The organism is Shewanella xiamenensis (assembly GCF_024971755.1).
Lineage (GTDB): Bacteria > Pseudomonadota > Gammaproteobacteria > Enterobacterales > Shewanellaceae > Shewanella > Shewanella xiamenensis.
Genome location: NZ_CP079718.1, coordinates 1,371,032 through 1,391,989, shown reverse-complemented (window position 1 = coordinate 1,391,989; position 20,958 = coordinate 1,371,032). Strand labels below are relative to the sequence as shown.

The following is a 20,958-nucleotide window of genomic DNA, read 5'->3' as shown; positions in this document are numbered from 1 at the left end:
AAGCAGACTCTGAATTGGTGTAACTTCCTGACACTTCTCTGCAAAAGTAAGCATTATTGCAGTGACTGCCCTGTGGAGAACTGTTGATGACAGTGATAACAATAACTCTATCTTCATCAGTTCGCCAGAATCTAACATAATTTCGACGCAATGGAATATGTCACAGTGACAATATTCAATACTGACGCCAGTTTATGAAAATAGTATTAAAAAGGGCTGCAAAATGCAGCCCTTTATGGTCATAAAGCCAATTAAGTTATAACTTTGTATCTATTACTGTTTTGCGTTTGTTATTAGCAATAATCAAGGCGATTAAACACACCACACCCACGGCGATGCCCACTGGTTGACTCAGGGATTGAGGTAAACCTAAACCAATACCTGCGGTAACAATGTAAGACACTGTCACACAAGTGCCCGCAATCGCAGGCAAGCTTACTATCCAGTGAAAACTGCCTCTATCGAACAGATATTTTGTCGCCAACCATAGCACACTGGTCGATAGCAGCATGTTTGAGAAAGCAAAATAACGCCAGATCAAGGAGAAGTCGATCTTGGTCATAAAGTAAGCGATGGTCAATATAGGCGCCGCTACCAGCAAACGGTTACGCATACTCTGAGGGATATTAAAAGCGTCGATAATGGTTAGACGCAGCGATCTGAACGCAGTATCCCCCGAGGTAATCGGGAATATAGCGACCGCAATAATTGCCATCACGCCGCCTAATACCCCAAGATAGCTCGTAGCCACTTGGTTAACCACTAAGCCAGGGCCGCCTTGGTCTAGTAAGCTCTTAAGCTCAACATATCCGCCCGGGAAGGCCGCAATCCCCGCAGTCGCCCATACACAAGCCACCACACCTTCAGCCACCATAGCGCCGTAGTAAACTGGGCGAACGTATTTCTCGTTTGTCAGGCAGCGTGCCATGATAGGTGCTTGAGTTGAATGAAAACCACTAATAGCACCACAGGTAATAGTCACAAACAGTAATGGCCAAATCGGTAAACCATCGGGGTTAGGTTCCAATAACTCATTGTTGTAATGGCTGTGGTTGAAGTACGCGAACACATCGCCCATTTCGGGTAACTGCGGTGCATTGATGAGGAGAGCCACTGCAATCGAAGTGGTCATCACGATCATTAATAGGCCAAACGCGGGGTACAGCTTAGTGATGATCTTATCGATTGGCAGCATAGTGGCTAAGAAGTAATAGGCCAAAATCACTAATACCCAGAAGGTGTTATTGCCAAAAATAGTATCTTTAAAATAATCGAGATTACTGAGTAGTCCTGCAGGGCTCATGATAAACACCACGCCCACGAAAAAGAGTAACATCGCAGTAAACAGCAGCATCACGCCTTTAAAATAGATGTTAAAATAGTGGCCCGCGATTTCAGGCAGACTCTTTCCATCTTCTTTTATGCTTAACACCCCAGAGAAATAATCGTGCACCGCGCCGCCGATAATGTTGCCTAACACAATCCAGAGTAAGGCTACTGGGCCATATAAAGCCCCTAGAATAGGGCCAAAAATAGGCCCGACACCGGCAACGTTTAAAAATTGGATTAAAAACGCTTTAGCTGGGTGGACGGGTACATAGTCCACGCCATCTTCGAATCTTGCTTGGGGTGTTTGCGCTTTAGGATCAATCCCAGCTTGGCGTTCAACAAACGGACTATAAAACTTGTATGCCAGCACTAAGAGCGCAAGACATAAGAAGAAAATTAACATTATTTAACTATCCATACTTTAGTAGAAGGTGATTAACTAGAGAGTTTCATTGAGTTAGCCAATGAGATCAAGCCATCACATACTAGACTAAAGTCGGGTTGATAAATCTGAATTTACGATAAGACTCGCTTATCTAAATAGATTTTTCAAATAATTTGTCTGTAAAAAATAAATCCAATCTTCTCTATAAATGTTTCAGCTATTGGCTGTATAGCTTGTTTAAGCCTTAACTCAGCACAAATTCAAATAATGGCGCCGTATCATCTTCCTCTTGAATGAGTCTGTCCGTCTTTACAAATCCATGGCGCAGCAACACCCGCTGGGATGCAACATTATGCAGTGCCACATGGGCAAAGAGCGGCCTTGAGATCACTAACGGTAAAAATGTGCTCAAGGTTAAGGTTGCGACCCCGCGCCCCCAAAATGCACGGTCAATCCAGTAGCCAATCATCGCCTGACCATCCCTATGCCAATGACCGATATTGCCAACCAGCAAGCCATCGACTTCTATCCCCCGTGCCAGTACCGACGCCTGTCCGAGGATATTTTGCTGCCAGTGAAGGTAAAACGCCTCACGGTCCCGCGAGGGGAACTGCGCCAATTGGGATGCAATCGGATCCTGCTGATGGGTAAAGATCAACTCCAGATCATCTTGTTCTATGGGTCTCAATGTCACATTCGATACGCGTGTTTGCTTATCCATCCTATATCTCTATTCAATTTCATCATCATGACATCTCGACATTCGCCGTCAGCTAAAAAAATGGGCGCATAACCCAAGCAGAGGTTAGCGCCCTAAGAGGCAAAACAACATCATTTAAACAAACAAAATCACAATTAAGGTGGGGAGGGTTAACGTAACCCAGCAAATCACTAACTCACACTAACTGAAGATCACGGCAAATACGGGCGCGCCCAGCACCATCGCAATCCCGATAAAAATCATGGTCAAACTGGCAATGACGCCCTCTTGCTGGCCTAACTCACTGGCTTTGGCGGCGCCCGCACCGTGGGCTGAAGCGCCCAAGGCCACGCCTTTACCTAAAGAGGTGCGAATATGCATCAACTTGAACAGCGGCTCGCAGACTAACATGCCGATAATACCGGTGATGAGCACCATCATGGCGGTCAGTTCTGGCACACCGCCAAAGGCGCTTGTGGCCTCCATCGCAAAGGGCGTAGAGACCGAACGCACCAACAAACTCTTTGCAAGCTCCACAGGTAGAGGCACAAATTTGACTAATAGCCAGCTCGACACCATGCCCAGCAACAGTCCAGCCATCACGCCAAGGGCAATGGTCAGCGGATATTGGCGAATGAGTTTACGCTCCCGATAAATTGGCAAGGCAAATGCAATTGTCGCAGGTGCTAACATAGCCATTAACCAATGGGTATATTCAAAATAAGTTGGCAGCGGAATATCGAGATTAAACACCAAGAGCGTGATCACTACTGGCGCAAGTACAATCGGCGCTAACCACCATACCCGGTGGCGCTTATACAAACGCTTCGCCGCAAAATAACAAAATAGTGTTAATAACAAGCTGATAAGTGCCAATCCCGTCTGCGAAAACACTAACTCAGAGACAACTGCAGGACTTAAGCTAACGCTCGACATTACACGGCCTTAGCATGGCGACGCGCATGCTTTTTGATATTGAGCTGACGCTCGAAGCGAAACACTCTATCAACCACAAATCCCGTACCCACCATCACGCACACACTGCCCATCACTAAGGTGAAGAGGATATTCAACCCATATTGCTCAAACAGGCCTTCGTACTTGATAACTGAGATCACTGGCGGAATAAAAAACAGCAGCAGCTCACCGATAAGCCAAGCCGCGCCGAGCTGCACAGCATTTTCAGGAATTAACTTAGTCGCTAACAAAATCAGCAACAGACCTAAACCTAATACACTACCAGGCACTGGTGAATGCGCCCAAGAGGCAAACCAATGGCAGGCAAAAGACAATAAACAAAAGAGGCCAATTTGAGTTAACAATAAAGCCCCATGACGGCATCGACGTATTGCGGCTTGTAGGAAAGACATGCGGTTTCTCGATTTACACCAAAAGTTACTATGGGATTATTTTAGGCTTGCCTATTAAATAAAAAAAATGAATATTAAGCATGTAATCCATGAATTTTAAGAATGCATTATAGGGGCGAGAATGGATCTCAAAGTGCTGCGCTATTTTATCGAGATCATCGATGCTGGCGGTTTTGGTAAAGCCAGTGAAAAGGTTCATCTCACCCAACCCGCCCTCTCCAAGGCGCTGCGCCAATTAGAGGAAGAACTCGATCTTGTGCTACTCGAGCGCGGCAAACGTGGCACTCAGGTCAAACTCACCCAAGCAGGAGAAGTGGTTTATCGTCATGGTAAGGAGTTATTAGCCGGACGCCAACGTATGCTGGCCGAACTCAGTGCCCAGCGCAGTTTGACTGCGGGTGAATTAAAACTCGGTCTCGCGCCGCTCGGCAGTGCTGAAATTTTTGCCCCTATTATTGCCAAGTATCGCCAGCAGTATCCACAAATCGAAATGCACTTGTTAGTCCGTGGTGGCGTTGAGCAAACGCTGGCAATTCAAAAGGGCGAAATAGAACTGGCCACTGGCATAATCGACCTTGATGATGGCTATGACGGCATTCGAGTGTTTAACGATCCTATGGTGGTAGTGCTGCCCAAGGAAAATCCCCTCACTACCAGGGAAATACTCTCAGTCCATGACTTAATCAATGAGCCACAAGTGATGTTTGAGACTGAATACACCCTGCATCAATTGGTGCTCAACGCCTGTCAGCAAGCCGGATTCTCCCCTCAAAATATCACCCGTGTTAGCCAAGCGGACTTTGGTATCGCACTGGTGGCTGCGGGAACTGGCGTGATGATACTGCCGCGCTCGATCGCGCGGCGTTATAGTGTGGCGGGGGTGGTCAATATTCCACTGGCGAGTGACGAATTGCGCTGGGAGTTATCGCTATTTTGGCGCAAAGAACAAGTATTGTCCTTTGCGGCACAGGCGATGATCGCGTTAGTTAAAAAGCACTTAACGCAAAAATAACCTCCTACCAAGGCACGACTAAGCTAAAACGCACTAAGGTATCGTTATCCCAAGGCAGGATGGGCAAGTAGTTAGGTGAATGCACACTCTCCTTAGCATAGTGGTCTAGATTGTATTCAGTGTGTTCCACATACAGTAACCACTGGCTGCCCTTCTCCCAGTAATCAGTATCGTAACTCATGCTGAAGCGATATTGATTTTCAAGCCATTGATCGCCATCGTTCCAAGTTTGCGCGGCTAAGTTCACTTTTAATTTGGGCGTTAAATCAACACCAACGCTACCCATTACAGTGTAAGCAAACTCACTATTACCAAAATCGCCTCTATCGTAACCTCGGGTGCGGGGCACATCATCATCGATTTCTAAAAAGTAATAGCCCGCACCCGCCTTAAGCTGGGCTTGGGTTTGTTGGCCTTGATAATTGGCTGTTATCCCGGGAATAAACTTTGCCTGTTTCTCCACTGAACTCACAGTATTACGCTTGCCCTGTAAATCCACTTGCCACCCTAAGGATAACTGCGGGGAAAAACGGTAAAGCTCCCCAAGAGCAGCATATTCCGATTTAAACCACATCGGGATATGGTCAGGATCCAGCTTATCCGTATCAATATCGATAAACATATCCAGCACCGCAGACAGATAAATATCCGATGCAGTGGTATGTTCAATAATGATATTGCCATTGGCCCCAAAGGTATGCGAATTTTCTTGTTCGACAATAAAATCATGAATGCCCATAGTGTAATGCCATTGGGTTGATTCCTCTGCATAAACAGAGGTTGCTAAACTTAAAAGCAACGCTACAGGCGCCAAAATTTGGTATTTCACATAGTGCTCCATCAATTGCGATTTAAAACCGCCGATTAGATTATTTAAGTTTAATTTAATCAATTTTGCATCATTTGTATCTGAGATAGTTCATAAAAATCCAGCCTATTCACTAAAGTGAATAAAAATTAGCTCACCTCATCACTTTGAAGCGCTAAATTGCTATTCACGGTCACCCTAAACAATTTCACAACCTTTTAAAAAACTATTGATATCAAACACCACAATCATAATAAACATGATGTTCGTTATTTAGACCGCCAGTCCAACAATGAATTTTTAATCATAAATAAAGCATAATTATTGACACGAATACGCAATCCTCCTATAGTCGCCACATTGCCAGTTATCCAAAAGAGAGTATTAAATGAAAAAATCCATGTTATTAGGCGGCCTAGCCCTCAGTGCCACCTTGTTGTTAGCTGGATGTGGGAAAAGCAACGATGTTTTAGTGGTGGGAACCAATGCGGCCTTCCCGCCCTTTGAATACGTTGGCGGACAAAGTGGCGACGAAATAAAAGGCTTCGACATTGAGCTTGCCAAACAAATCGCTAAAGATGCCGGCAAAACGCTTAAAGTCGAAAACATGAAATTCGATTCACTGATCGTGGCGCTAAACTCAGGCAAGATTGATTTTATCGCCTCGGGCATGACCATCACGCCAGAGCGCCAGGCCAGCGTTAACTTTTCGGAGCCCTACTATGAGGCAACTCAAGTGCTGCTCGTCAATAAAGATAACGACACAATTCATACCCTTGATGACATTAAAGACAAACACTTTGCGGTGCAGCTCGGCTCAACCGCCGATATGATGTCTAAAAAATACACCCAAAATGTCACTGCTTTTAACACAGGCTTCGAAGCCATCATGGAGCTGAAGAATGGTAAAGTCGACTTAGTGCTATTCGATAGCGAGCCTGCGGCGAACTATCTGGCGAAAAACCCCGATCTCAAACTGATCAAGCTAGATTTCCCCGCTGAGTTTTATGGTTTTGCGGTGTCAAAACAGCAGCCTGAACTCCTCACTAGCATTAATAACACGCTGAAAAACTTGAAAGAAAGCGGCCAATATCAGACGCTCGTTTCAGCCCATATCAAGTGATCCCTATGTTAGAAGCAATCAATACTTCGCTGTTTAGTCCCATTGGTGACGACGGCATGATAGGCATACTGCTGATCTTAAACGGCTTAAAAGTCACCTTGATTGTGACCTTCTTCGCCATGTTATTAGGCGCAGTATTAGGCGTGGGCACCACACTGATGAAGATGTCATCAAAGTGGTATATCCGCTTCCCCGCCGAACTTTATGTTGGCGTTATTCGTGGCACGCCTGTGGTGGTGCAGTTAGTGATCCTTTACTTCATCGTGCTGGCCGCATTCGATGTCGATAAAATTACCGCCGCCATTATCGCCTTTGGTTTAAACAGTGGCGCTTATATCTCTGAGATTATTCGCGCAGGGATCCAAGCCGTCGATAAAGGTCAAACCGAAGCAGCACGCTCGCTTGGACTATCGCAAGCCATGACCATGAAGCTGATTATTCTGCCGCAGGCGATTAAGAATATTCTGCCCGCATTAGGCAATGAGTTTATCGTGCTACTCAAAGAAACCGCCGTGATTGGCTTTATTGGCGGTGTGGATTTAATGCGGGCGGGTGAGATCATCCGTAGCCGCACATTTGAAGACAGTATCCCACTCTTTACCTGTGCACTGATTTATCTGTTCCTGACCTACAGCTTCACATTTATGCTGTCGAAATTCGAAAAGAGGTTGAAGCAAAGTGATTAACATAACCAACCTACACAAAAGTTACGGCGATAATGCGGTCCTTAAGGGCATCAACGAACATATTCGCCAAGGCGAAGTGGTGAGTGTGATCGGCCCCAGCGGCAGCGGTAAAAGCACCTTTTTACGTTGCATCAACCTGTTAGAAAAACCCACCCAAGGCGATATTGAAATCGAAGGGCAATCCATTACCGCCAAGGATGCCTGTGTCGATAAATTGCGGCAAAAAGTGGGCATGGTGTTCCAAAACTTCAACCTATTCCCCCATAAAACCGTATTGCAAAACATTACCTTAGCGCCAGTGAGCCTAAAGTTAATGACCCAAGCCGAAGCCGATAACAAGGCGCTGGCGCTGCTTACTCAAGTGGGCTTGCAGGATAAAGCCAATGCCTATCCTTCGAGTCTCTCTGGTGGACAAAAACAAAGGGTTGCCATTGCCCGCGCACTGGCGATGGAGCCGGATCTCATGCTATTCGACGAGCCCACCTCAGCACTCGACCCCGAAATGGTCGGCGATGTACTGGATGTGATGAAGGACTTAGCGCAAAAAGGCATGACCATGGTAATTGTGACCCACGAAATGGGCTTTGCACGCGATGTTTCCGACAGAGTCATCTTTATGGATGGCGGCTATGTAGTGGAGTCCAATATCCCCGAGGAATTATTCACCCGCCCTAAAGAAGCCAGAACCCAAAGCTTTTTAAGTAAAGTGCTGAGGTAATAAAGACTTATGCAACATTGAAAGGTGAACAATGGTATTTGCTTGATGAGACTCAGCGTGCTTTGAGACAGAAGAGCGTTAAAAATTGAAAGGCGAACCATGGTATTTGCTCGACGACGCGCAGCGAGTCCATCCGTGGATGCTCGACCGCCCCGTCTGATGTGAATGGATTCACGAATGCCGCGATGACATGGATGCCAAAGAGCGGCCATGGGGCGGACGGTCGTCTCGCTAATCACCATGGCTCACCCTTTTAGCATCCGTGTAGCTTGCAGGTTTTAAAGAAACACACAGCATGCTTTGGGACAAAAGCGAGCTAGATTCCAAGCTCTAATTCATGAGTTTCAGATTAAAATTCGTAATGAACTCATTGAAATCATTAATTGCCACCGAGCCAAACATTAACAAGTACGTATAAGGCACTAACCTGTGTGGCCAAACAAAATCGAAAATCTGGTAAAAAGACGGAAGATACAATCGTAAATTCCATCCTAACGCAACCACCCTCATGATAAAAGTTACCCAGCCCTCCAATGAAAACTGATCTCTTTGGGCTAAGCAACTCAAGAATTGTCTGAGGTTTAGAAAGGTTTAGATAACCCGATTTTAGTCTTATATTAATCAGCCAAACTTACCTATTAAGATTGGCATCATGAATGCAAATACGGCTAATGTAGTACCTATAATCAACAGTATTCGACATGAGGAAGCAATTTTATTTAAATCTCCATCATTTAGTTGATGATATTCCTCTTTTAATAAGAACATAATTACTTTATTTGAATTACTAAGGCTATTGTTGTAAATATAGCCAACTTTACCTAACGCTTCCCACTTTTCAGGATATTTACTTTCCAATAGTAACGACATTTTTTTAAAGGAAATAAAATACCAAACAGTAATAGGAAAAAGGCATATAATACAAACTGTCCAAAGATATTGCATTGTAGTAGATCCGACCACCCATTTTAAATCAACAACATAATGCACTTTCAGTTTGCCTACAACTTGTAAAAGTTAACATTGTGAAAAAAGAACCATCAGCAGTCGCAAGGACAGCATCAGGGCAATAAATTGCGTTAATCCCTTTAAAAAAGGGTGTATTTCAGACGAGGTATATTGTCCCTTAGTGTTTTGGATAGGTTCGGCAATGATTGCTGTCGAAGTAATATACATTGTTGTCAGTTGCACTAAAAATGCTGGCAGCTTGCCGCAAAGTGCCGTCGTCGCTTTTCGAGATGTTCGCAGTAATCGCTCAGTTCTTACAGGGTCCCCCAGGCTCATTGACATTACATTCCTGCACGCTTTTCACAGGTATTGAAGTTCTGTGGAGAGCAAAATGTCACCGGTGTATAAATTATTTCTTGATACTTTTGTTTGGTGACAATTTTATAAAGCGTCAAAATTGCCTGCCTGCCCATTTCATAGGGATTTTGACCGACATTGATATGCGCAAGATTATCCTTCAACATCATTAATTGCTCTGGAGAGGTGTCGGTAATAATAACGACGACCTCCTTGTTGCTAATTTTTCCTTGGTATGGGGCAATCATGTCACGGTAAAGCACTGCATCATTTTGAGCCCAACCACCAACAGCAATAAATGAGTCTGCTTTCACCGGCTTGCCTTTCATAACAGACTCCATTTGTTTAACCGCTTGACTAAGTTGGTCAAAATTAAACAAAGGTTCTCTCACTTCTGTCCAGCCCTGTTCGTTATTAAGTAATTTCCCTGGAGGAATATCGTATTTTTTTCCCGACAACGCAGAGCGAACTCCCATCAGTCTTAAATTCAAATTGGGAGAATCAGGGCGCCCAGATTGCATGATAAGCGTCCCTCCATTGGGCCGTAATTTTTTTAATTGTTCACCTAATGATTTACCCAATTCGAAATTATCTGTACCGATATAGGCTGAGCGAAAATTCTTGGGGTCTTGGTTGATAGAAGCATCAAAATCTGAATCATAGGTGACAATTGGAATACCGGCTTCCTTAGCTCTTTTTAAGCTATTTTCGAAAAGATACTTAGATTGCGTAACCGCGACAGCAATCCCATCGATACCTTCATCAATCAGTTGGTTTATGACCTCGTCTTGCAATCTAACACTGCTTGATTCTGGCCCTCGATATACACATTCCACACCTTTTATTTCAGCGGCGGCATCTATACAGCCCGTTTTACTTTGATCAAAAAAAACACTATAAAATTTCGGCACAACAGCAAATTTCAGATCTTTTCCATAGCCAGAGGATACGGGTAATAAACTGAAGGTAATAAACAACATAAGTAATCTTGTCACACGTCCTCCCAACAAATGAAACCGTCACTAAAGCTTCATAACAAAATGTAGCAAAGGAATAGCGTTAGCGACATGAGAGATAACGTTGTTATCAAGTATCATTGATCTACATCATGCATTCACAATGCTATTGTGCACAGCTAACGGCCAACAAAAGATAAAAAGCACATATAAACAATAAAATAGAAACACATCACATTAGATTCGATCGCGAATAGATTGTTTATTTTGACCGCTAAATATCCTCACTTAATACCTAGGGCGTATTGCGGCCCTAAGCATTTGCAGTGGCTGAACCAACCATCAGTTTCAAAAATATTTTGAAACTGATAGCCGTTTTGATCACATTGTTTTTTGCCTAAACCTGCTTAAAATGCTGAGGTTGATTTTGTATTCCTAGATGATTTGGAGCCGTTACATGAGTGATTTAAGTTTTCTCGCTAAAAAGCGTTACACCACTAAGGCCTTTGATCCAATCAAGACAATTCCTGCCGACAAGATTGCCGACATCAAGACCTTATTACAGTTCAGCCCATCATCAACCAACTCACAGCCTTGGCACTTTGTGCTTGCCGGTACGGCAGAAGGCAAAGCGTTGATCGCCCAAGCGACTGAGAACTACGCCTTTAATACCCAAAAAATTCTCAATGCTTCCCATGTGGTAGTACTGTGTACCCGTACTCAACTCGATGAAACCCATTTACTGCAAGTGCTAGAGCAAGAGGCCAAAGATGGCCGTTTTGCCAATGAAGAAGCCAAACAAGGCCAACATAATGGTCGCTCTTTCTTTGCCAATATGCATAAATTTGAGCTAAAAGACGCCCAGCATTGGATGGAAAAACAAGTCTATTTAGCACTCGGCACCCTAATGTTAGGTGCCAGCGTGCTCGATATTGATGCTTGCCCGATCGAAGGTTTCGATGCGACTAAACTTAATCAAGTCTTAGGCTTACGAGAAAAAGGTCTGTGCGCTTCTGTGATTGTAGCCCTTGGTTATCGCTCTGAAGAAGACTTTAATGCTAAATTACCTAAGTCACGTTTAGCACAAGAAGTTATCTTTACTGAAATCTAAATCCTGACGCCTAAGCTAACCGTAAGTACCCTTGTTTTGCATAAGTGAACAAGGGTATTTTCGACCTTGCCCCATCACTCATCGTAAAAAAATTAACACCATTCCCGCCAGCAAAGCCTAAGCGACCTTGAGGCAAATTGCTCTAAAATCCATCTTTGCCTACACTTTGCACTGTGGCATAGTGTACATCTAGCACGCTGTAATTAGCGGCCAATTTAAGGTAAAAACCTTAAAAATCTTATGGATAGATGTACACTCAGTTTAATCGCCACACTCGCTTGATAACAACTTAGGATGGGACTGTCAGTATGCTACTCGCAAAACCTTCACTCAGTGCAGAAGCTCAATCAGCAAGGCTTTCGACCACTAAGGGGGATAATCCGTTAATCTGGCCAGTGCTATCGGTGTTACAAGCTTCCAATCAAAGTTGGAAAATCCATCACCTCGCCACCGAATTACAGAGCAGAGGGCTTATCCATCCTTTAGATGAAAACCCGGGTAATGATTTATTTAAGCGTAACTTTCTACTGATGAATGCCCTGTTCGAACTGCAAGAAATGCTTCTTCCTAAGCAATGGTTACAAGTTAAAGCAATGGAAATCCAGATTTTCCGCCTCGTGCCATCAAATGTTAACTTATTGATAATGGAAGAGACTTCCCTGCGAGAATATTATCTTGACTGGAATAACTACGACACCAGCGAAAACGTGGTGAGGGAATTATTAGAGGCTTTCTGGAGCAGTTATAAGAGCTACATTGGCCTCAATGTAAATTTAATGCACAAAGGACATGCCCTAAGAGTTTTTGAGTTAGATGAAAGTGCAACCCCAAGAGATATCCGCAAACAATGGCGTCGTTTAGCCCTCAAATGGCATCCTGATAGACCCGAGGGTGATGCAGCCCGCTTTCGCGAAGTCTGCGAGGCTTGGCAATCCCTGCGGGATATTGCTTAGCGCATGTTGATATATCTGTGATCCCCTTTGCAGTCTTGCAAACTTCTAGGTCTAAACTCCCACGGGATCACAGATTTAGTTCAATATCGGCGCACTAATTCAGCGATAATTAAGCATTTCAAACTAACCTAAAACCATCTTCACGCTGGTATAACACAAGCGTAATTTCAAGATTGAATCAGCTTATCCATTACCATTAGGCACAACGCATAGCACTTAATGTACTGGATTCAATCTAACCGACTTTGAGGGTTCTATGATCAAACCAATCGCCTTGGCTGTCGCCTTAATCGTTGCACCATTCAGCAGCTTTGCAGCAAATTTTGTGGAAGGCACTCACTACACTCAAATTTCTGATAAAGCGCCGAGTAGTGAGCCTAAACTTACCGAGTTTTTCTCCTTCTATTGCCATAATTGCTTCAATATGGAAACCAATTATCTGCCTGATATCAAAGCTAACTTAAACAAGGGCATTGCATTTGATACTAAGCATGTCGACTTTATGAATAGTGCTTTAGGGACTGAAGTCATGCGTTCGCTGGCCGTCATCCAAGAACTGGATAATAAAGACGCTCTAACCCATGCCATGTTCGCCGCGATCCAAGGAGAAGAAGGCGCTAATGGTCACGACCACAGCGCCCCTGGACATAAGCACGAATCGCAAATCAATAGCCGAGACGACATTAAACAAGTCTTTGCTAAGTTCGGTATAGACGCGGCGAAGTACGACAAACTTGCCGACAGTAAAAGCACAGATGAAAAGCTAGCCCTTTGGCGTGCCCAGCAAAACCAATTCCGCGTTGAAAGCGTGCCAGCCTTTATTGTTAATGACAAATATGCAGTTAACTTAAGCAGCATCAGAACCTTAGACGAACTGATTGGCTTAATTAACTATCTTGCCGTCGAAAAAGATGCACAGGCACCTAAAAGTTCTGGTGGTAGCCTAAACTGGTTATTCTTAGCCTTTGCCGCTGCCGTCGCTCTTGGCCGTCAAAAGCGTTTAAGGTAACAATATAAGCTTCTGTTTTTTGCGAATGGATGCTTTAGCGGACTGACAAGTCTCAATCAAAAATGAATCGATACTAGTCAGTCCCTTCAGTAAGTTAGAGCAAGATAAACTCACTCAGGTTGGACCTAACGCTCAGCAGTAGCAGAAATTATTGCCTAATAAATTCAATAATATGCGTTGCAGCCAATATGATATGCAGTACTAAAAAGCCAATAAAAGCATCGGCACAAATTTGATGATAACCACGCCAAGTCATTGCCAGTGGTGTTCCTTGGTAAATAAACCATACAACGCCAGTTAATCCTGTCGCGACCAGCAGTATCATGCCAATCCCTTCGATACAACTAAACAAGCCTTTGCCACCGGCTACGGGGAGCTTGCCTTTAAAAAGGCCTTTAATATCCTGCACCAATTGTTCCCAATCGCCCACCAGCCAGGCAAAATACTGATGCCATTTGCCTTGGAGGCTATTACGTAACAAAAATAAAATCCCTAACGCAGCACACACCAATCCCAGATAAACATGCAGATAATCCCAAATGCTAGCATTAGCACGCAGGCTTCGACCGATAAAAATCCACGGACTGGTGCAGATGAGTAGACTTGCGGACAACACCAGCCAAACATGCAAACGCGCCAACAAAAAATCGAATATCAAGGTTAATTTGTTCGACATATAGGTTTATCCTCGATAATCAACGTTAGCCTCAACCGCCCGCTTAGGCTTGGTGGATTTGTAATCCAAACTCATGCACTTTTTGCCAGTCGGTGTATTCAACATTAGTAACAGGATCCGTGGGCCCCTTAGTTAACCACATGATAAAACGTATGATATTCCTATCAAATGCATTATATCCCTGATAATTCAAATTACCGCCAAACACTTGCAACAACTGAGGACGCCAAGTCGTTTTAGTTAAAAACGCCTGCATATAGGGATTAGTCTCAGGGGTATTTTTTTCAGGTTTACGGGCAACTAAACTCACAGAGAAAAATCCACCGACTTTTTGTGTCAGGATTTGCTGATGTTTCTGAATAAATTCATACAGCGCAGGATTATGTTTTCCGTGACGAATACTGGCGCCAATGATGATCTTATCGAAGGACTCCATCGCGGGGACGGCTTTTATATCAGCAATCACCACCGAATTACCTAACTCTTTGAGTTGCTGGGCTAACTGATTCGTGATCTTACGAGTTTGACCATGAACACTGGAGAAGATGATCAGAATTTTTTTCACTTAAGCCTCTATTATCTCAACAAAAATAAGAAAAAGCGGCCAGAAGAAAAACAAGTACGGCGGCCTTATGTTGACCTAAATATACCAATCAATATGATACTCAATGCCTCGCAATCCAGAAGGTAACCACAAGATAAACAATGCGCTTCTATAGATAGCGAGTCCGCTAGCGATATTTAGGTTTTCCACGCAAAAAGCAAACTGCCTATTACGATATTGCATACTAGGTGATTTAGTCATCTATTTACATGAAATAGATCACGGGCTTAGCGCCAAACCATCCCTCGATATTCGGTAATTCTAACTTGCTCACAAAAATAAAAATCACCACTCTGAGGATCAAAATGTTACAAAATCAGCAATTCCAGCCCTAGTCTAGCTGGCGCGAATAAAAGCAAACCAACTCGGAGACTTAAAGCTAACAATCGGCTAAGCTGGACACTTTTGGCAGAGCGGGTATTCTCCCTAATTTGCCATGTAAATTAGCAGACAAGTGATACAGGATTAAGGCATGAAGGATTCGGATATTTTAATGCTTGCAGATGAAGCCGCTCCCGCTGCGGAGGTCTCTGCCCGTAAAAAAGCCCTTTTACTTGGCCGTCAACTCGGCCTCGCCAGTGAGGAAGAATATCGCCCAGCCAATGCCTCGATTGCCGAACGCGCCCAACATCGGCAGCGTAAACTCGCCAGCCAGTATCAGGCAAATGTTGAAACCATTTTCGCCCTCGCCTTAAGTTATACCTCTTCCGACATGACGGGGGTGGATCTCGATCCCGACTGGAGTCATCAATTTTTTCTGATGGCGGAGCAAATCCATAATCGAAAAATGCAGGACCTATGGGCACGTATTCTCTCTAGTGAAATCATCAACCCAGGAAACTTTAGCCTGCGCACCTTAGCGCTACTTAAGCAATTAACGCACAGAGAAGCGCAAATCCTCGAAAAAGCCCTAGGCATGGCAGCAAAAGTGAATAATGAGCAGCGCTTAAAACTCATTAGCGGCTATCGGCTCACGGGCGGGATTGGCCAATATTTTCGCAAGCATACCAACATCACCCTAGGTCTCTCGCAATTTGGTCTGCCCTACTCCAGTATTCTTACCCTAGTTGATGCGGGGATACTCCACAGCAGTGAGTTTGAAACGGGTTTACTCAATAGTAAAACCCCCATCCAACTCACTATGCCCGGTATTCAAATGAAGCTAACCCCTAAGAGCGGTAATTTGCTCTTTAGTTATTATCGATTAACACCTATTGGCGATGAACTAGCGCAGCTTGTGCTTCCTAAACAGGACCAAGAATACCTTAAAGCCCTTCAAGCCCTATTTGCCAAGGACTTTAAGATTGAATAACAAGCTGTTATAGACTGCTTCTATGCCAGTGCAGTGAGGCGATTTGGGCTAATAACATCGATTGCGGTTAAATAATCAATCAAAGCCCGAACTTGAGATGCTAAATCCCCTTTGCTGGTATCAATCGTCAACTCAGCGGAGAGCGGGGCCTCATAGGGCGATGAAATCCCAGTAAAATGTGCGATTTCGCCCTTGCGTGCTTTAACGTACAATCCCTTGGGATCACGCGCTTCACATACGCTAAGTGGCGTCGATACATGCACTTCGATAAATTGTCCAGCGGGGAATCTTGCACGTATGCTATCGCGCTCTTCTCGGGTGGGAGAGATAAAAGCTGATAACACCACCAAGCCCGCATCCACCATAAGTTTTGCTACCTCGCCAACACGGCGTAGGTTTTCATCCCTGTCGGCCACGCTAAAACCCAAATCTTTACATAGACCGTGGCGCACATTATCGCCATCGAGCAGATAGGTGTGAAAGCCCGCTTCAAATAATGCACGCTCAAGCGCACCTGCTAGGGTCGACTTACCTGCACCAGAAAGCCCGGTAAACCAAAGCAATACCGGATTCTGCCCCTTAAGCTTGGCTCTGGCTGCTTGGTCGACACTATGTTGATGCCACACTATATTGCTCATAAACACTCCTCAAACCTTTAATAAACCAACGACTAAAGGCATCGTTAAAACGGAAAGATGATCGGCACCATAAAAATCACAATCAGCGAATACAGTAGGGATAAGGGCAGCCCTAACCGTACAAAATCACTAAAACGATAGTTACCCGCATTAAACACCATCAAGTTGGTTTGATAACCATAGGGCGAAATAAAGCTAGCGCTAGCCCCAAACACCACAGCCATAATAAAGGGCCTTGGATCGACGCCATAATTCAGCGCCACCGCATAGGCAATAGGAAAAGCCAAGGCCGCGGCGGCGTTATTGGTGACCAGTTCAGTCAACAACAAGGTAACTAAATAAACCCCCACAAACGCCCCAAACACCCCGTAACCATTGATTGCGCCGAGTAAGCCTTGAGCGAGTCCCTCAGCAAGACCTGTGCTCATCATCAGGTTCGCCAACCCCAAAGCGCTGCCCACAATCACGACTAACTCGAGCGGGAAACGGCGCTTAAGTTCAGATAAGGTTACGGCGCCAATGGCAAAGTAGCTGAGCAGCAATAGCACCAATCCTTTTGCCAAGGGTAAAATCCCCGCCAGACTCAGGCCAATCGTCAACACAAATCCGGCTAACACGATACGACTGCGTTTAGTGTCTAAACGCACATTCAAATCGAGTCCGCTGACGGCGGCAAATTCGGTACTCAGCTTAGCATTGGTGCTAAAACCATCCCCCGGCGTCAGCAGTAACACATCGCCCGGCTGCAATACGATATCGCCCAAGCCACCCTTTAACGGATGATGGCCACGGCGAATCGCCATAACCGCCGCATCAAACTGTTCGCGAAAGCGAGATTCCTTTAAGCTGCTGCCCACTAGGCTCGACGAAGGGGCCAATACCGCTTCGACTAGGTTTTGTCCCTTTGCCTGATGCTTACCAAACCAATCGAGGCCATCGAATTGATGCAACAGCTCCACCGACTCCACCGCGCCACTGAACCGCAGCACATCGTCCGCTTGCAATACTAACTGTGGCGGAACCGGGCAAATACAAATACCGCTTCGCTCAAGCTCCACTAAATAAAGCTTTTTTAGGGCTCTGAGCTTGTTGTCCACCACACTGCGACCGACTAAAGACGAGCCTTTAGCAACATGGGCCTCAAGTAAATAGGGCAGTGCTTCTTCTGTCGTTTCATCGCGTCTGTCGGGCAAGGTATTAGCCAGCATAATCAGTAGCGGAATGCCTAACAGTACAATCAACGCTGCAACAGGGGTAAACTCAAAGAAACCCAGCGCAGGTAAGCCCGCATTCTCCACAAACGAATTAACGATAAGGTTAGTGGAGGTACCAATCAGTGTGAGCGTTCCCCCAAGAATCGTCGCATAGTTAAGCGGCAGTAATAACTTAGCGGGCGCATGGGCCTGATTACGGCGCACTACCCCAATCAAAGATGCCACAACCGCAGTGTTATTGGTAAATGATGACAGCAGAGCCGTGGAAAATCCCAACTTTGCCATTGTCATCGCCAACGAGCTATTACCAATCACTTGGCTTAACTTTCCCAGCAATGAAGTCTTTTCCAGTGCCGTCGCCGCCAGAACCAATAACACCAGTGTGACTAAACCGGTGTTGGTAAAGCTAGTGAGCGCTGCGTCGAGCGTTACCATACCTAGGAGGTAACATATTAAAAAAGCAAATAAAAACAACACCGCAGGGTTTATGCGGCCAGCAATTAAGCCAGCCAACAACCCAAACAACACTATCGCCAATAGCCACAAGTCACTCACAAATTAGGCTCCAAGCTTTGAAATATCAATCGCTTGCCAGTGCGGGAAGTGTTTACGTACGAGCGCATTAAACTCAATTTCAAAGGCACTAAATTGTGAAGACACTTGCTTGCTCACATGTTGACCCGATACCACCATCACCGCCGCTACTGTTGCATTGGATAAACGGTCAATCAGGATCATGCCGCCAGTATCACGTACCAGAGAATAGGCATCGAAAACGATATCTTCGGTCAGCTCTAAGGTCACGCGAGCGATGGCATTAAGCCCTAAAGTGTCGGCGCTGCTGCGCGCAAGTGTGTTCACATCAACCACATATTCTATGGTCGAGACTGAGGCTTGAGTCTTTTTACCCGCAACCTTGATGTCATATAACTGGCCGAGTTGTAGTGGTTTTTCATCCATCCACACGAGGTCAGCCACGATTTGGTTGGCAACCTGTGGCGCACTTTCTGGCAGAGCCAGTAAATCACCACGGGAAATATCGATTTCATCTTCTAAGGTGAGAGTGACGGCTTGCCCCGCCGTTGCCTCGGCCAAATCGCCATCGAAGGTCACGATACGCTCAACCTTGCTGCGTTTACCCGAAGGCAGCGCTACCACTTCATCACCCACCTTGATGACACCAGAGGCTAAAGTACCGGCAAAACCACGAAAATCCAGATTTGGACGCGACACATATTGCACCGGGAAGCGCACGGGTAAGGCACTCAGTTCACGTTGGGTATCAATGGTTTCTAACAATTCCAGTAATGTACCGCCCTGATACCAAGGGGTATGTAAACTTGGCTCGACCACGTTGTCGCCATTGAGTGCTGATAAGGGCACAAAGTGAATATCTAACTCACCAAAGCCTTTAACGAACTCACTGAAATCATTACGGATACGATTGAATACTTGCTCATCAAACCCGAGTAAATCCATCTTATTGACCGCGACCACAAAGTGGCGAATACCCAGCAAAGAGGCAATAAAGGCATGACGCTTGGTTTGGGTCTGCACGCCGTAACGCGCATCCACTAAGATCACCGCTAAGTCACAGGTTGAGGCGCCAGTCGCCATATTACGGGTGTACTGCTCATGACCTGGGGTGTCGGCGATAATGAACTTACGCTTATCGCTTGAAAAATAACGATAAGCCACATCGATAGTGATGCCCTGCTCACGCTCAGCTTGCAGACCATCCACCAGCAAAGCTAAGTCGATTGCTTCGCCCGTTGTCCCCATCTTAGCGCTATCATTTTTTAAGCTGGCTAATTGATCTTCATAGATCTGCGCGCTGTCATGCAATAAACGACCAATTAAGGTGCTCTTGCCATCGTCGACGCTGCCACAGGTTAAAAAGCGCAACAAACCTTTATGTTGCTGCTGAGCTAGATATTCTTTAACCCCATGCTGGCTGATTTCAGCCGCCATACGATTGGTTTTATTGACCGCTTTATCCATCTTTATCTCACTCTTATCTTGCTCAACTGTTCGTGAAGTCTGCTGGTACTTGATTGCTCTAAAAGCCTTCATCGGGACATTCACGAAATCGGTTTAATCTGTCTCTGAACCTTCGCTCGAAATGCCTTAGTTTAGAAATAACCTTGGCGTTTCTTCTGCTCCATCGATGCACTCTGGTCCGAGTCAATCAACCGCCCTTGGCGTTCGCTCGAGCGAGTTAGCAGCATTTCTTCGATGATTTTTTCGAGATTGTCCGCCTGCGAATGCATCGCCGCCGTCAATGGATAACAACCTAAGGTTCTAAAACGCACCACCTCATGCTTGATAGTTTCGCCTTCTTCGAGTTTCATGCGCTCATCGTCGGCCATAATTAACTGACCGCCACGCTCAACCACAGGGCGCTCGGCGGCAAAATACAGTGGTACTAACTCAATGTTTTCTTGATAGATATATTGCCAAATATCGAGCTCGGTCCAATTCGATAATGGGAAGACACGAATACTTTCGCCCTTGTTCACTGCGCCGTTATAGGTGCGCCACAGTTCGGGGCGCTGATTCTTAGGGTCCCATCTATGGTGGCGATCGCGGAACGAATACACCCGTTCTTTCGCGCGGGATTTTTCCTCATCACGACGCGCACCGCCAAAAGCGGCATCAAAACCATATTGGTTTAATGCTTGCTTTAAGCCCTGGGTTTTCATGATGTCAGTGTGCTTGGCACTGCCATGGTCGAAGGGGTTAATCCCTTGGGCAACGCCTTCTGGGTTAGTATGAGTTAATAATTCAAAGCCAAATTTTTTCGCCTGCGCATCACGAAAGGCGATCATCTCTTTGAATTTCCAGCCCGTATCCACATGCAGCAAGGGGAATGGGATCTTGCCGGGATAAAAAGCTTTACGCGCAAGGTGTAACATCACCGAAGAATCTTTTCCGATGGAATACAACATGACTGGGTTATCGAATTCGGCTGCGACTTCCCGAATGATCTGAATGCTTTCGGCTTCCAGTTGTTGTAAGTGGCTTAATTCACGCCCGGCCATACTCTTCT

General features: G+C 45.3%; 22 protein-coding genes. 8 read left to right on the top strand and 14 right to left on the bottom strand.

Annotation, left to right across the window (positions count from 1 at the left end; translation table 11 throughout):
- Positions 1-256 precede the first annotated feature (256 nt).
- The 4 genes from KXJ80_RS07260 to KXJ80_RS07245 all read right to left on the bottom strand — a co-directional run bounded on the left by KXJ80_RS07260 (position 257) and on the right by KXJ80_RS07245 (position 3,784).
- On the bottom strand, positions 257-1,732 hold the full coding sequence (locus KXJ80_RS07260; RefSeq protein WP_218738057.1) for a carbon starvation CstA family protein: 1,476 nt from the start codon (positions 1,730-1,732) through the stop codon (positions 257-259).
- A 226-nt stretch (positions 1,733-1,958) separates the two neighbouring features.
- Entirely contained in the window at positions 1,959-2,435 is a 477-nt protein-coding gene (locus KXJ80_RS07255) for a GNAT family N-acetyltransferase (RefSeq protein ID WP_055646800.1), read from the bottom strand.
- A 180-nt stretch (positions 2,436-2,615) separates the two neighbouring features.
- Entirely contained in the window at positions 2,616-3,350 is a 735-nt protein-coding gene (locus KXJ80_RS07250) for an LrgB family protein (protein ID WP_055646799.1), read from the bottom strand.
- Positions 3,350-3,784 (bottom strand): CidA/LrgA family protein, encoded by a 435-nt coding sequence (locus KXJ80_RS07245; protein ID WP_037414933.1) that lies wholly within the window; start codon positions 3,782-3,784, stop codon positions 3,350-3,352. The genes KXJ80_RS07250 and KXJ80_RS07245 overlap by 1 nt, the downstream gene beginning before the upstream one ends.
- 121 nt (positions 3,785-3,905) lie before the next feature.
- On the opposite strand from KXJ80_RS07245, the gene KXJ80_RS07240 reads away from it, so the two are divergent.
- Positions 3,906-4,796 carry a LysR family transcriptional regulator gene (locus KXJ80_RS07240; protein ID WP_047535402.1) on the top strand — a complete coding sequence of 297 codons (891 nt, stop codon included), beginning with the start codon at positions 3,906-3,908 and terminating at the stop codon, positions 4,794-4,796.
- Positions 4,797-4,800: 4 nt separating this feature from the next.
- Here KXJ80_RS07240 and KXJ80_RS07235 read toward each other — a convergent pair whose 3' ends face one another.
- The gene (locus tag KXJ80_RS07235; RefSeq protein WP_218738056.1) at positions 4,801-5,625 is read right to left on the bottom strand and encodes a hypothetical protein; all 825 of its coding nucleotides are present in this window, start codon (positions 5,623-5,625) and stop codon (positions 4,801-4,803) included.
- A 367-nt stretch (positions 5,626-5,992) separates the two neighbouring features.
- Between KXJ80_RS07235 and KXJ80_RS07230 the strand changes: the two genes are divergently transcribed.
- Genes KXJ80_RS07230 through KXJ80_RS07220 form a run of 3 tightly spaced genes read left to right on the top strand, consistent with a single transcriptional unit; the run spans position 5,993 to position 8,131 of the window.
- Entirely contained in the window at positions 5,993-6,727 is a 735-nt protein-coding gene (locus KXJ80_RS07230) for a basic amino acid ABC transporter substrate-binding protein (protein ID WP_037414939.1), read from the top strand.
- 5 nt (positions 6,728-6,732) lie between these two features.
- Complete coding sequence (locus KXJ80_RS07225; RefSeq protein WP_037414942.1) at positions 6,733-7,413, top strand: amino acid ABC transporter permease; 681 nt, start codon at positions 6,733-6,735, stop codon at positions 7,411-7,413.
- Entirely contained in the window at positions 7,406-8,131 is a 726-nt protein-coding gene (locus KXJ80_RS07220; protein WP_011625361.1) for an amino acid ABC transporter ATP-binding protein, read from the top strand. The genes KXJ80_RS07225 and KXJ80_RS07220 overlap by 8 nt, the downstream gene beginning before the upstream one ends.
- Before the next feature lie 621 nt (positions 8,132-8,752).
- Here KXJ80_RS07220 and KXJ80_RS07215 read toward each other — a convergent pair.
- From KXJ80_RS07215 to KXJ80_RS07205, 3 genes are all read right to left on the bottom strand, one after another.
- Positions 8,753-9,076, bottom strand: coding sequence for a hypothetical protein (locus tag KXJ80_RS07215; RefSeq protein ID WP_037421672.1), 324 nt, complete (start codon positions 9,074-9,076; stop codon positions 8,753-8,755).
- Positions 9,077-9,148: 72 nt separating this feature from the next.
- Complete coding sequence (locus KXJ80_RS07210) at positions 9,149-9,421, bottom strand: hypothetical protein (RefSeq protein ID WP_218738642.1); 273 nt, start codon at positions 9,419-9,421, stop codon at positions 9,149-9,151.
- Complete coding sequence (locus KXJ80_RS07205; RefSeq protein WP_218738055.1) at positions 9,421-10,431, bottom strand: sugar-binding protein; 1,011 nt, start codon at positions 10,429-10,431, stop codon at positions 9,421-9,423. Before KXJ80_RS07205 ends, KXJ80_RS07210 begins: the two co-directional genes overlap by 1 nt.
- Positions 10,432-10,849: 418 nt before the next feature.
- On the opposite strand from KXJ80_RS07205, the gene nfsB reads away from it, so the two are divergent.
- The 3 genes from nfsB (at position 10,850) to KXJ80_RS07190 (ending at position 13,465) form a co-directional block, all read left to right on the top strand.
- A complete protein-coding gene (gene nfsB / locus KXJ80_RS07200; RefSeq protein ID WP_218738054.1) occupies positions 10,850-11,503 on the top strand; it encodes an oxygen-insensitive NAD(P)H nitroreductase in 654 nt (217 codons plus the stop codon).
- A gap of 308 nt (positions 11,504-11,811) precedes the next feature.
- A complete protein-coding gene (locus KXJ80_RS07195; RefSeq protein WP_037421664.1) occupies positions 11,812-12,456 on the top strand; it encodes a DNA-J related domain-containing protein in 645 nt (214 codons plus the stop codon).
- A gap of 256 nt (positions 12,457-12,712) precedes the next feature.
- On the top strand, positions 12,713-13,465 hold the full coding sequence (locus KXJ80_RS07190; RefSeq protein WP_055647524.1) for a thiol:disulfide interchange protein DsbA/DsbL: 753 nt from the start codon (positions 12,713-12,715) through the stop codon (positions 13,463-13,465).
- 148 nt (positions 13,466-13,613) lie between these two features.
- Here the strand turns inward: KXJ80_RS07190 and KXJ80_RS07185 are convergent, their stop codons facing one another.
- Both KXJ80_RS07185 and hemG read right to left on the bottom strand, forming a co-directional pair.
- A complete protein-coding gene (locus tag KXJ80_RS07185) occupies positions 13,614-14,141 on the bottom strand; it encodes a cytochrome b/b6 domain-containing protein (protein WP_099457572.1) in 528 nt (175 codons plus the stop codon).
- A gap of 43 nt (positions 14,142-14,184) precedes the next feature.
- Complete coding sequence (gene hemG, locus KXJ80_RS07180; RefSeq protein WP_037421655.1) at positions 14,185-14,706, bottom strand: menaquinone-dependent protoporphyrinogen IX dehydrogenase; 522 nt, start codon at positions 14,704-14,706, stop codon at positions 14,185-14,187.
- Between the two features lie 511 nt (positions 14,707-15,217).
- Here hemG and KXJ80_RS07175 point away from each other — a divergent pair.
- The gene (locus KXJ80_RS07175) at positions 15,218-16,057 is read left to right on the top strand and encodes a TIGR03899 family protein (RefSeq protein WP_037426109.1); all 840 of its coding nucleotides are present in this window, start codon (positions 15,218-15,220) and stop codon (positions 16,055-16,057) included.
- A 20-nt stretch (positions 16,058-16,077) separates the two neighbouring features.
- On the opposite strand, the gene cysC is transcribed toward KXJ80_RS07175, so the two are convergent.
- The 4 genes from cysC to cysD form a co-directional block, all read right to left on the bottom strand.
- On the bottom strand, positions 16,078-16,695 hold the full coding sequence (cysC, locus tag KXJ80_RS07170; protein ID WP_037421649.1) for an adenylyl-sulfate kinase: 618 nt from the start codon (positions 16,693-16,695) through the stop codon (positions 16,078-16,080).
- Between the two features lie 44 nt (positions 16,696-16,739).
- On the bottom strand, positions 16,740-18,464 hold the full coding sequence (locus tag KXJ80_RS07165) for an SLC13 family permease (protein WP_069454355.1): 1,725 nt from the start codon (positions 18,462-18,464) through the stop codon (positions 16,740-16,742).
- A gap of 3 nt (positions 18,465-18,467) precedes the next feature.
- Positions 18,468-19,910, bottom strand: coding sequence for a sulfate adenylyltransferase subunit CysN (gene cysN, locus KXJ80_RS07160; RefSeq protein ID WP_037426105.1), 1,443 nt, complete (start codon positions 19,908-19,910; stop codon positions 18,468-18,470).
- 131 nt (positions 19,911-20,041) lie between these two features.
- A complete protein-coding gene (gene cysD / locus KXJ80_RS07155; protein ID WP_011623816.1) occupies positions 20,042-20,950 on the bottom strand; it encodes a sulfate adenylyltransferase subunit CysD in 909 nt (302 codons plus the stop codon).
- Positions 20,951-20,958: the final 8 nt, after the last annotated feature.